Below are 11846 nucleotides of genomic sequence, written 5' to 3' on the forward strand. Positions count from 1 at the left end.
ACAAGATTTCGATTTTCTCGGGCGGCAAAAACCACTAAATAGCGCGCCATGACACAGGACAGCGCCCTTCTCCAGGCCCCGGAGGCAATCCCCGACGGCAGCAACAGCCGCAAGGTCTTCATCAAGACCTATGGCTGCCAGATGAACGTCTACGATTCGACGCGCATGAGCGATGCGCTCGCCCGTGACGGCTATGAGCCGACCGAAGACATGGAAGAGGCGGACCTCGTTCTGCTCAACACCTGTCACATCAGAGAGAAGGCGGCCGAGAAGGTCTATTCGGCGCTCGGGCGGCTGCGCGAGATGAAAAAGAAGAAGGCGGCGGATGGCCGGGAGATGATGATCGGCGTTGCCGGCTGCGTCGCCCAGGCCGAAGGCGAGGAGATCCTGCGCCGGGCGCCTGCCGTCGACGTCGTCATCGGCCCGCAGACCTATCACCGCCTGCCGGAGGCGCTGCGCCGGGCCAAGCAGGGTCAACGCGTCGTCGATACGGAATATGCGATCGAGGACAAGTTCGAGCATCTGCCGATCGCAGAGAGCCGAAAAATCCGCGCCCGCGGCGTCACCGCTTTCCTGACGGTGCAAGAGGGCTGCGACAAGTTCTGCACGTTCTGCGTCGTGCCCTATACGCGCGGCTCGGAAGTGTCGCGGCCGGTTTCCCAGATCGTCGAGGAAGCTGAAAAGCTCGTCGAGGGCGGGGTGCGCGAGATCACCCTGCTCGGGCAGAACGTCAATGCCTGGCACGGCGCCGGGCCGGGTGGCGAGGCGTGGAGCCTCGGCGACCTGCTCTACCGCCTTGCCGAGATCCCCGGCCTGGCGCGGCTGCGCTATACCACCAGCCATCCACGCGACATGGACGACCGGCTGATCGACGCCCATCGCGACTTGAGAGCGCTGATGCCCTATCTGCACCTGCCGGTGCAATCGGGGTCGGACCGTATCTTGAAAGCGATGAACCGACGCCACACGGCGGCCGAATATCTGACGCTGATCGAGCGCATCCGCACGGTGCGGCCCGACATCGCCCTGTCTGGCGATTTCATCACCGGCTTTCCGGGGGAGACAGACAAGGATTTTGAGGATACACTCAGGCTTGTGGAGGAGGTTCGTTATGCACAGGCCTTCTCGTTCAAATACTCGACACGGCCGGGCACTCCCGGCGCGGAACTGAAGGACCAGGTGCCGGAAGAGATCAAGGCAGAACGGCTGGAACGCCTGCAAACGCTTCTCCTGAAGCAGCAGCAGGAATTTGCCGAATCCTGCATCGGCAAAGAGATCGACCTGTTGCTCGAAAAGCCCGGTCGCATGCCGGAACAACTGATCGGACGTTCTCCCTGGCTTCAATCCGTGAATGTTGATGCAAAAGCATCGCAAATCGGTGACATTATTAAAGTGCGAATCACCGGAACCGGAACGAACAGCCTGTTTGCCGAACGCGCAGAGGCTGCGGTTTAACCCAAGGAGCCCGACCGCTTGAACGGACAAGAATTGGTTTCTTCTTCACCGCGCCACCCCCGCACGCCGAGCGATACCAATCACTTCGTCCTGACGTTCGAGAACAACCGCTTCGCTAGCGAGCTCTTCGGTCAATTCGACCAGAACCTCAAGCTGCTCGAGGAACGGCTCAATATCGATGCGCGGGCGCGGGGCAATTCGGTCGTCATCACAGGCGATATCGTGACCACCAACCAGGCGCGGCGCACGCTCGACTATCTCTATGAAAAGCTTCAGAAAGGCGGCAGCGTGGAAAGATCCGATGTCGAGGGCGCAATCCGCATGGCGGTCGCCGCCGACGATCAGCTCAGCCTGCCCACAATGGAGCGCAAGGCAAAGCTGACGATGGCACAGGTTTCCACCCGCAAGAAAACGATCATCGCCCGCACCCCGACCCAGGACGCCTATATCAGGGCGCTGGAGCGTGCCGAGCTGGTCTTCGGCGTCGGCCCGGCCGGCACCGGCAAGACCTATCTCGCCGTCGCCCATGCCGCCCAGCTCCTGGAGCGCGGGGCGGTCGAAAAGATCATCCTGTCGCGTCCGGCGGTCGAAGCCGGCGAGCGCCTCGGCTTCCTGCCCGGCGACATGAAAGAAAAGGTCGATCCCTATCTTCGCCCGCTCTATGATGCGCTCTATGACATGATCCCGGCCGACAAGGTCGATCGGGCGATCACCGCCGGCGTCATCGAAATCGCGCCGCTCGCTTTCATGCGCGGCCGGACGCTGGCCAACGCCGCCATCATCCTCGACGAAGCGCAGAACACGACATCGATGCAGATGAAGATGTTCCTGACGCGTCTCGGCGAAAATGCGCGCATGATCGTCACCGGCGACCCGAGCCAGATCGACCTGCCGCGCGGTGTCAAATCCGGCCTCGTCGAGGCGCTGCAGCTTCTGAACGGCGTCGAGGGCATCTCGATCGTGCGCTTCAAGGATACCGATGTCGTGCGCCATCCGCTGGTCGGGCGCATCGTCAGGGCCTATGATTCCACCTATGCCGTCGAAGCCGAAGACGTCAGCCGGCAGGACTGATGGCCGAACTCGACATCCAGATCAGCGTCGAGGATATCGGCTGGCCCGGCGAGGAGACGCTGCTGTCGTTTTGCGAACGCGTGCTCAGCGCCGCGGCAATCTATCTCCGCGACAGCGAGAAGCAGCCCTTCCCCAAGATGCCGCCCGAGGTTTCGCTCGTCTTTACCGACGATGCCTCGATCCAGGACATCAACGCCGAATGGCGCGGCAAGGACAAGGCGACCAATGTGCTGTCGTTTCCGGCCTTTCCGGTGCAGCCCGGCAAAATGCCCGGTCCGATGCTCGGCGACATCATCATCGCCCGGGAGACGGTGGAGCGGGAAGCCCACGAGCTCGAAAAGAGTTTCGACGACCACCTGACCCATCTTCTGGTGCACGGTTTCTTGCATCTTCTCGGCTACGACCATATGAATAGTGCTGAAGCCGAAATTATGGAGGGGCTGGAGACTCGCATTTTGGCGCAGCTCGGCCTATCTGATCCCTACGAGGGTCAAGACCTTAAAATGGAACCATGAGCGACTTTACGACGAAGCCGGCGGCAGACGCCAAGGACTCCGAGCCATCCTCCTCTTCGGACGAGGCGGGCAGTAGTAGTCGGCCATCCGGCCGATCCCAATCCTTCTGGTCGCGCGCCGCGCGCATCCTTCGCCCGCAGCAGGGCTCGCGACTGCGCGAGGATCTCGCCGACGCGCTGATGACCGATGCGGCCGGCGACGACGCCTTTTCGCCCGACGAACGGGCGATGCTGCACAATATCCTGCGCTTCCGCGAGGTGCGCGTCGCCGACGTGATGGTGCCGCGCGCCGATATCGAGGCGGTCGACCAGAACATCACCATCGGCGAATTGATGATCCTGTTCGAGGAATCCGGCCGCTCGCGCATGCCCGTCTATGCCGATACGCTCGACGATCCGCGCGGCATGGTGCATATCCGCGACCTGCTCTCCTATGTCGCCAAGCAGGCGCGCAACAAGCGCCGCGGCCCGGCGAAACCGGCCGCTGGCGTACCGGCGATCGAGGTTGCGCCTGAGAACATCCAGAAGCCCACGCGTTCGGCCAAGCCAAATTTCGATCTCGCCCGCGTCGACCTGCAGAAGACGCTGGCCGAGGCCGGCATCATCCGCAAGATCCTGTTCGTGCCGCCGTCGATGCTGGCGTCCGACCTGTTGCGCCGCATGCAGGTGAACCGCACCCAGATGGCGCTGGTCATCGACGAATATGGCGGCACCGACGGGCTCGCCTCGCACGAGGACATCGTCGAAATGGTGGTCGGCGACATCGACGACGAACATGACGACGAAGAGGTGATGTTCAAGCGCGTCGCCGAAGACGTCTTCATCGCCGATGCTCGTGTCGAACTGGAAGAGATCGCCGAAGCGATCGGGCCGGATTTCGACATCAGCGAGCAGGTCGACGAGGTCGATACGCTGGGCGGGCTGATCTTCTCGGCGCTCGGCCGCATCCCGGTGCGCGGCGAGGTCGTCCAGGCATTGCCCGGCTTCGAATTCCATATTCTCGACGCCGATCCGCGCCGCATCAAGCGGCTGCGTATCACCCGCAAGCGCCATGCGATGCGCCGCCGCGCCAAGGCGGATGGCGACTCCACTCCCGGCTCCGAGACCGGCGACGACCGGCCGGCGGAATCGGCTGCCAACTAGCGCTTCGGCCCGAAAATTGGAATCGATTTTCGGAAAGCACGATGCGTGAAGGTTGGAGCGTCGCATTCCATTTGATTGATGCGATGCCCTTCAGTTGTTGGTTTTTGTGCCTGTCGTTGTCCCGGCACCGCCGCACATCTCCGGGCGACATGCATTAACATCCATTAACAGGACAAAGAGCCGCTTTTTTGAAAGACTGCGAACGGGTTGATTCGCGGTTTGATGGGAGTGCGCATGGAGCGGCTTGCGGACAGGGTTATCCTCGTCTGGGGTTTCAAACGGTCGCTGCTGGCCATCGCCGCCGGAGCATTTGCGGTTCTGGCGCTGCCGCCCATCGGCTTTTTCGCGGCAATGTTCATCTCCTTCGCGCTGCTCGTCTGGCTGATCGACGGGGTGGCGGCTTCGCCTGAAAGCGGCTTGGTCGGCAGGCTGTGGCCGGCATTTGCAACCGGCTGGCTGTTCGGCTTCGGCTATTTCGTCGCGGGCCTGTGGTGGCTCGGCCATGCGCTGCTGGTCGATCAGGAGGAATTCGCCTGGGCGCTGCCCTTAGCCATCCTCGGGCTGCCGGCCTGTCTGGCGATCTTCTACGGGCTGGCGACCGCCCTTGCCCGCATCTTCTGGTCGGATGGCATGGGGCGGATCGCCGCGCTGGCGGCCGGCTTCGGGCTGATGGAATGGCTGCGAAGCGTGATCCTCACCGGCTTTCCCTGGAACGCCATCGGCTACGGCATGATGCCCGTTCCGCTGATGATGCAGTCGGCGCATGTGATCGGGGCGATGGGGGTGACGGCGCTTGCCGTCTTCATCTTTTCCGCCCCGGCGCTTGCCGGGACACGCCAAGATGCACGCGGCGGCATCGCGCTCGCCGTGGCGCTGTTTGCCGCCCATCTCGGTTACGGGGCCTATGCCCTCCATCTCGCGCCGCGGCCGGAAGCCTTGCCCGAGGACAAGCGGCCGGTGGTGCGGCTGGTGCAGCCTGATATCGATCAGGCGGCGAAGATGGACAACGACGCCGACCGCAATGCGATCTTCGAGACGCATCTGAAGCTGTCGGCCGAAGCGCCGAGGAATGGCGGACGCAAGCCCGACATCATCGTCTGGCCGGAAACCTCGATCCCCTTCATCCTGACAGACAATCAGGATGCGCTGACGCGGATCGCCGATACGCTCGACGACAACCAGATCCTGATCGCCGGCGCCGTCCGCGCCGAGGAGATGGGACCGGGCACGCCTGCGCGCTACTATAATTCCATCTACGTGATCGACGGCCGCGGCCAGATCATCGCCGCCTCCGACAAGGTGCATCTGGTGCCCTTCGGCGAATATCTGCCGTTCGAGGACGTGCTCACCGAATTCGGCATCCAGAATGTCGTCGAGATACCGGGAGGATTTTCGGCCGCGGCAAGCCGGCACCTGCTGGCGCTGCCCGGCGGGCTCAATCTCTATCCGCTGATCTGCTACGAGATTATTTTCCCCGATGAAATGACCGGCGACATCAAAGACGCCAATGCGATCCTCAATATCACCAATGATGCCTGGTTCGGCGCGACACCCGGACCCTATCAGCATTTCCAGCAGGCGCGGGTCCGGGCTGTCGAAACCGGCCTGCCGTTGATTCGTGATGCCAATAGCGGCATTTCGGCGCTGGTGAACGCACATGGGGAAATTATCGCCGGTCTCGATCTCGAGCAAACCGGCTTTATCGATGCAACTCTTGATAGGCTCGGCGAAGGGGACGGAACGCCAATCCCCCGGCAAACATACTTCTGGTTGACCGAGTCGCTGCTCATTTTGATTGCGCTAATTTCTCGTAGAGGTTTTATTTCCGGGTTGAATTGACCAAAAACCCCTAAAATTGCATAGTGATGACAATCGGCGTTCTTAGCGTATGTTTGAAGGTGGGTTCTTACCGCCTGCAACGTGGCGTTTTGGGATGGATCAGGGGCATGCCGGTTAGAAACAGTTGAAATTCTTAGCTAGGGCACGACCATGATTGAAAACAAGAAGAAGCCAAATCCCATCGACATCCACGTTGGCAGCCGTATTCGTCTCCGCCGAACGATGCTTGGCATGAGCCAGGAGAAACTGGGCGAAAGTCTCGGCATTACATTCCAGCAGATCCAGAAATACGAGAAGGGAACCAACCGCGTCGGCGCAAGCCGCCTGCAGAACATCTCGAACATTCTCAATGTTCCGGTTTCCTTTTTCTTCGAGGACGCGCCCGGCGAACATACCGGCTCCATGGGCGGCATGGCCGAGGCCTCCAGCTCGAATTACGTCGTCGATTTCCTGTCTTCCTCGGAAGGCCTGCAGCTCAACCGCGCCTTCGTCAAGATTTCCGATCCCAAGGTTCGCCGCAAGGTCGTGGAGCTGGTGAAGGCGCTTGCGGCTGAAGCCGACGCCGACTGAACCACATCAGGCGTGGAATTCGAAAGGCGGTCGAAAGGCCGCCTTTTCTGCGTTTTTGGGGCAAAATTTGTCACTTTGCCGCAGATATAAAGATATATTTATGTCCTTCTGCGCTTGTCATCAAGCCTCGAACTGAGTACCTACTAGCTGGCTTTTATTCTTTGAGGGGAATCCCGAAATGCGCGCGAATTATCTCTTTACCAGCGAATCTGTTGCCGAGGGTCATCCGGACAAAGTCTGTGACCGCATCTCCGACGAGATCGTCGATCTGGTCTACCGCGAAGCGGCCAAGACCGGCGTCAATCCGTGGGGCGTGCGCATTGCCTGCGAAACGCTGGCGACGACCAACCGCGTCGTCATCGCCGGCGAAGTCCGCCTGCCGCCGAGCCTGATGAAGAAGGACAAGGACGGCAAGGACGTCATCAACCCGTCGAAGTTCAAGGCCGCCGCGCGCCGCGCCATCAAGGATATCGGCTACGAGCAGGACGGCTTCCATTGGAAGAAGGCCAAGATCGACGTGCTGCTGCATTCGCAGTCGGCCGACATCGCGCAGGGCGTCGACAGCGCCGCCGACCAGCAGGGCGACGAGGGCGCCGGCGACCAGGGCATCATGTTCGGTTACGCCTGCCGCGAAACGCCGGACCTGATGCCGGCCCCGATCTATTATTCCCACAAGATCCTGCAGCTGCTGGCAGTCGCCCGCAAGAAGGGCGACGGCGAAGTCGCCAAGCTCGGCCCCGACGCCAAGAGCCAGGTGACCGTGCGCTACGTCGACGGCAAGCCGTCGGAAGCAACCTCGATCGTGCTGTCGACCCAGCATCTTGACGAGAGCTGGGATTCGAACAAGGTTCGCGCCGTCGTCGAGCCCTATATCCGCGAAGCGCTGGGCGAGCTGAAGATCGCTGACGATTGCAAGTGGTACATCAATCCGACCGGCAAGTTCGTCATCGGCGGACCGGACGGCGATGCGGGCCTCACCGGCCGCAAGATCATCGTCGACACCTACGGCGGTGCCGCTCCGCATGGCGGCGGCGCATTCTCCGGCAAGGACACGACGAAGGTCGACCGTTCGGCCGCCTATGCCGCCCGTTACCTTGCCAAGAACGTCGTCGCCGCCGGCCTTGCCGACCGCTGCACGATCCAGATCTCCTACGCGATCGGCGTCGCCCAGCCGCTGTCGATCTATGTCGACCTGCACGGCACCGGCAAGGTTACCGAGGATCAGATCGAGGCAGCGATCCGCAAGAACATGGACCTTTCGCCGACCGGTATCCGCCGCCATCTCGACCTCAACAAGCCGATCTACGCCAAGACCTCCGCTTACGGCCATTTCGGCCGCAAGGCCGGCCGCGACGGCTCGTTCTCCTGGGAGCGCACCGACCTCGTGAAGGCGCTCAAGGAAAGCGTAAAGGCCTGAGATAAAGCATGACGGATATGGAACGTCGCGGCCGGGCGACCGAAGCCTTTTTCGGTCGCCGCAAAGGCAAGGCTCTGCGCGAACAGCAGGCCGAGACGCTGAACAGCCTGCTGCCGGCATTCCTGATCGATCTCTCGGCGGCGCCCCCGGCGCCGCTGACGTCCCTCTTCCCGGTTCCGGTCGAGCGCTTGCGGCTGGAAATCGGTTTCGGCGGCGGCGAACATCTGATCCACCGCGCCCTGGAGACGCCGTCGACCGGCTTCATCGGCGTCGAGCCCTTCGTCAATTCCATGCAGAAGCTGCTGTCGCGCATCGGCGAGACCGGCACGTCCAATATCCGCGTTTATAATGACGACGCGACACAGCTGCTCGACTGGCTGCCGGACGCCTCGCTCGATCAGATCGATCTGCTCTATCCCGATCCCTGGCCGAAGCGGAAGCACTGGAAGCGGCGCTTCGTCTCGAAGACCAATCTCGACCGCTTTCATCGCGTGCTGAAGCCCGGCGGCCTGTTCTGCTTCGCCTCCGACATCGACACCTATGTGAACTGGACGCTGCTCAAATGCCGCGACCATGGCGGCTTCGACTGGGTGGCCGAGAATGCAGCGGATTGGCTCACCCCCTATGCGGGCTGGCCGAGCACGCGCTACGAGACCAAGGCCCGGCGCGAGGGCCGCTCTTCGGCCTATCTGACGTTCAGGAAGATCTGAGGCTCAAGGAAAGTCGGCGGACAGACGCAATGTTCGGCGGCGCGAAGGATTGCCCGGGGCTGCTGGAACTTTCTGGTATTCCGTCACGTCACAAGTGGCACCAATGACTGCTGATGGCTCTCAGCTGCCGTTGGCGCTCTCTGCATTCATGACCGCTTTGCGCCTCATTTCAGCCGTTCAGACACTATGGTCAGTGTTCCAAAAGCTGCCATCGAGCTGAGCGCCTATAATGAGCACTTCGGAAGCCGGTGGTACTTCCGACATTAAATCGACGGACATCCCCCCGCTCTTAATTCCCAGATGTCGAAGCCGAGACGCCGAGCCATTTCGGCCGGTGGAGTAATCGGCCACCGCAACGAAAAATTTAAGCGCGACAAGTTGCATCTTTCACTACGCGCCAAGCAAATTGCCACTGTCGGAAGCACCCTCCGGGGACGCTCCACGTACCAGCACCAACAGGTGTCACCCGGCACTGCCGGGTGACAGATCGTCCGGCCGACGTTGGATGAAGGCCGCGGTCCGGTCGATGTCGTCAAGACCTGATGAACGAGAGCAGGTCGGGGTTGAGGACATCTGCATGTGTGGTCAGCATGCCATGGGGGTAGCCCGGGTAGGTCTTCAGCGACCCGTTCTTGAGCAGGTCGACCGCACGCGGCACGGAACTTGCGAAGGGGACGACTTGATCGGCCTCGCCATGCATCACCAGCACCGGCACGGTGATCTTCTTGAGGTCTTCGGTATAATCTTCCAGCCAAGAGTCGACAGTCGCGTAGTGAGCCAGGGCACCACCGGCCATGCCCTGGCGCCACCAGTTCGCAATGATCGCCTCCGAAGGCTCGGCCCCGTCGAGGTTGTAACCGTAGAACGGGTTCTCAGGGACGAACCGGAAGAACTGCGACCGGTTGCCCAGCACGCCCGCTCGGATCGCATCGAACCACTCCGGCGGCTGACCGGACGGGTTTTCCTCGCTCCGGTACATGTTCGGCGTCAGGGAAGCGACCAGTACCGCCTTCGAGACGCGCTCCGGGTGGCGAGCGACATAGCGAGCCACCTCACCGCCACCTGTGGAGTGGCCGATGTGGATCGCGTCGCGCAGGTTGAGGTGCTCGGTCAGGGCCGCGAGGTCGGCAACCCAGTGGTCCATGTCGTTGCCGGTGCCGGGCTGGTCGGATCGGCCGTGGCCGCGCCGGTCGTGGGCGATCACCCGGTAGCCCTGGCGAAGGAAGAAGGTCATCTGGGCGTCCCAATCGTCCGCCGACAGCGGCCAGCCGTGGCTGAAAACGATCGGCTGGCCTGAGCCCCAGTCCTTGTAGAAGATGTTTACGCCGTCCGTGGTAGTGATTGTAGGCATCGAGTCTCTCCCTCTGCGCTGTTAAACATTCCTTTGAAGGTCAAAATAATCAATTAGAGCCATTCATCCACGCGCCACTGCAATAATCAACGCAATATTGCCACGCATGCCTCATCTTTCTTTTCGAAGCGCAGGCGAAATACTCCGGTGAGGCGCGTTCGATTGTATCCCGAAATTGCGACGTTAATTAAATCCCCCTTCTATCGAAGACAAATACCTTGTACGTTCGAGCTATGCCTTAAAGGTATAGCGAGGATCCGATGGAGCTGAGGCATTTGCGCTATTTTGTTGCTGTTGCGGAGGAGGGAAGCTTACTGACCGCAGCAGAGCGGCGGCTTCACACGTCCCAGCCCTCACTCAGCAGGCAAATTCGCGATCTGGAAACCGAAGTCGGTGTAAAGCTGCTGGAACGGCAGTCGCGCGGCGTGACGCTCACCGCCGCCGGTAAAGTGTTTCTTGATCACGCGCGGCTGGCGTTATTGCAAGTCGAGGCGGCTGCGGAAGGGGCCCGGCGGGCAGAACGGCCAGAAAAGCAGTCGTTCACTATCGGTTTTCTCGCAGGGCAAGAGGTCGTGTGGCTACCCCATGCATTGCGCATTATTCGTGAGGAAGCGCCGGAGGTTGAAATCATATTGTCCAGTCAGTCTTCCCCGGACCTTGCTCTGGCACTGATGCGAGGCAAGCTGGACGTCGCGTTCCTTCGCCCCGAGACGCAGAGTGTTGGTGTGTCCTTCAAGTTTTTAGCCAAGGAGCCACTGATCGCCGTACTGCCGGCGGACCATCGCTTGACGTCGCGCAAAAAGATCCGGCCGCAGGACCTTGCCCGCGAAACTTACGTCAGTTCGGCTAGAATTTCTCCCGTATTGCAATCCGTGATCCAAGATTACGCGTCGAACGTTGGGATCACCCTCAAGGCAGAGTACGAAGGCGAAGGCCTGCCGTCAGCAATGTCGCTCGTCGTGTCTACAGGTGGAATAACGCTTATTCCGCTTTATGCGCAAAATATGCTGACGCCAAATGTCGTTGCTAGAGCACTTGAGGGTGTGCCTCCGACAATTGATCTCACCTTAGGATACAACGATTCAAATTCCTCACCTTTGCTCCGCCGATTTTTGTCTCGCTCTGATGAATTAGTCGCCAACGTCCAAAATCAGAGCATCATCCGCTATGCTGAAATTCCATAGCAGAGATCAAGCTCATGCGATTTCTGCTTGTTGGCGTGCTCCCGAATCTTGTTCAGCATTCTCGAATTTCGGGTATCGACCCATCTCGACTTTTCCGATCAAGGAGCGCGAGGCAAAAGTGGACGGCAGGCTTCACCACTATCAGAGGTCGACGCTATTCAAGGGCTGTGACACCGATTCCTCGCAACCAAGCGGCAACGTCCACACCAGCTCTCCTGTGGCTGAATTCGGTTCCTCAGTCGCAATACTAACTCAGATGTCGGGGAAATGCTCTCTAGACCCAAATCCGTCGAAGCTGAAGATCTTACTCGAACAGTTGGTGTTTGGTCGCATAGTTACCGCTTGCTCACCGCTTTTGGCCGCAAAGCGGAAGAAACGCTCATAGTGATCAAGCGTCCGCATCGGTCAGGGATGGCGCTGATCTTTCCTCGCTGGATGTCTGTTATCGCGTGTGAGCGCCAAAAAGCTGCCAGTCGGCTTACGTGAAGAGTTTCGGGCGCCGCCAGGCGTACGAAAGTCCCCGAGGAAGGAACCCGCGGACCACAGTCGGAGGCTATGGAGATTTTGATCTACGGCTGATATCTGCGGTGTG

Annotated in this window: 10 protein-coding genes; 9 read left to right on the top strand and 1 reads right to left on the bottom strand. The window is 60.6% G+C overall.

The window, feature by feature from the left end:
- The first annotated feature begins 48 nt into the window (after positions 1-48).
- The 8 genes from miaB (at position 49) to trmB (ending at position 8719) form a co-directional block, all read left to right on the top strand.
- On the top strand, positions 49-1455 hold the full coding sequence (gene miaB, locus ACMUVN_RS27680; protein ID WP_063474774.1) for a tRNA (N6-isopentenyl adenosine(37)-C2)-methylthiotransferase MiaB: 1407 nt from the start codon (positions 49-51) through the stop codon (positions 1453-1455).
- An 18-nt stretch (positions 1456-1473) separates the two neighbouring features.
- On the top strand, positions 1474-2526 hold the full coding sequence (locus tag ACMUVN_RS27685) for a PhoH family protein (protein WP_028757284.1): 1053 nt from the start codon (positions 1474-1476) through the stop codon (positions 2524-2526).
- Positions 2526-3041, top strand: coding sequence for an rRNA maturation RNase YbeY (ybeY, locus tag ACMUVN_RS27690; protein ID WP_028757285.1), 516 nt, complete (start codon positions 2526-2528; stop codon positions 3039-3041). Before ACMUVN_RS27685 ends, ybeY begins: the two co-directional genes overlap by 1 nt.
- Complete coding sequence (locus tag ACMUVN_RS27695; RefSeq protein WP_047617198.1) at positions 3038-4183, top strand: hemolysin family protein; 1146 nt, start codon at positions 3038-3040, stop codon at positions 4181-4183. The genes ybeY and ACMUVN_RS27695 overlap by 4 nt, the downstream gene beginning before the upstream one ends.
- A 234-nt stretch (positions 4184-4417) precedes the next feature.
- Positions 4418-6022 (top strand): apolipoprotein N-acyltransferase, encoded by a 1605-nt coding sequence (gene lnt, locus ACMUVN_RS27700; protein WP_063474775.1) that lies wholly within the window; start codon positions 4418-4420, stop codon positions 6020-6022.
- Between the two features lie 150 nt (positions 6023-6172).
- On the top strand, positions 6173-6592 hold the full coding sequence (locus ACMUVN_RS27705; RefSeq protein ID WP_028757650.1) for a helix-turn-helix domain-containing protein: 420 nt from the start codon (positions 6173-6175) through the stop codon (positions 6590-6592).
- A 178-nt stretch (positions 6593-6770) separates the two neighbouring features.
- Positions 6771-8009 carry a methionine adenosyltransferase gene (gene metK, locus ACMUVN_RS27710; RefSeq protein ID WP_018485328.1) on the top strand — a complete coding sequence of 413 codons (1239 nt, stop codon included), beginning with the start codon at positions 6771-6773 and terminating at the stop codon, positions 8007-8009.
- 8 nt (positions 8010-8017) lie between these two features.
- Positions 8018-8719, top strand: a complete 702-nt coding sequence (gene trmB / locus ACMUVN_RS27715) for a tRNA (guanine(46)-N(7))-methyltransferase TrmB (RefSeq protein ID WP_047617202.1) — start codon at positions 8018-8020, stop codon at positions 8717-8719.
- A 532-nt stretch (positions 8720-9251) separates the two neighbouring features.
- Here the strand turns inward: trmB and ACMUVN_RS27720 are convergent.
- Entirely contained in the window at positions 9252-10070 is an 819-nt protein-coding gene (locus ACMUVN_RS27720; RefSeq protein WP_047617206.1) for an alpha/beta fold hydrolase, read from the bottom strand.
- A gap of 260 nt (positions 10071-10330) precedes the next feature.
- Here ACMUVN_RS27720 and ACMUVN_RS27725 point away from each other — a divergent pair, with 260 nt between their 5' ends.
- Positions 10331-11254, top strand: a complete 924-nt coding sequence (locus ACMUVN_RS27725) for a LysR family transcriptional regulator (RefSeq protein ID WP_063474776.1) — start codon at positions 10331-10333, stop codon at positions 11252-11254.
- Positions 11255-11846 lie beyond the last annotated feature (592 nt).

Source organism: Rhizobium sp. IY2 (assembly GCF_047532935.1).
In the GTDB taxonomy this organism is placed as follows: domain Bacteria; phylum Pseudomonadota; class Alphaproteobacteria; order Rhizobiales; family Rhizobiaceae; genus Rhizobium; species Rhizobium anhuiense.